Below are 398 nucleotides of genomic sequence, written 5' to 3' on the forward strand. Positions count from 1 at the left end.
AAAACCACCAGTAAGTCTCAAGTCCAGTTCGTTGATGAACTACTCAAAGAAAAGCGGGGCAAGGGGCTTTCTGAGTCAGATGTACTTCCGGATTATACAGAGTACCGGATTGGGTACCGAAAAATATCCAATTCGACCAACGAACGAACAATGGTCGCATCGGTAATTCCCAAGGGAGCAGTGTGCATTGAGTCAGTACAACTCTTTAGACCGTACGAACTTAACCCAGAAGAAGAGCACTTAGAACAAGAGAATCTACATAACGCATATGAACGGATTTTCACCGACCGTGAATTGTTCTGTGCGGTCGGATTGATCAACAGCATCCCATTCGACTTCTTGATGCGAACGAAGATTGAGACCAATATGGTGAAATACAAGGTTGAAGAAACTCAGGT

At 44.2% G+C, this 398-nt stretch carries 1 pseudogene; it reads left to right on the top strand.

Annotation, left to right across the window (positions count from 1 at the left end):
• Nucleotides 1-398: pseudogene (locus C495_RS18245) on the top strand (Eco57I restriction-modification methylase domain-containing protein); the annotation flags it as partial.

The organism is Natronorubrum sulfidifaciens JCM 14089 (genome assembly GCF_000337735.1).
GTDB lineage: Archaea > Halobacteriota > Halobacteria > Halobacteriales > Natrialbaceae > Natronorubrum > Natronorubrum sulfidifaciens.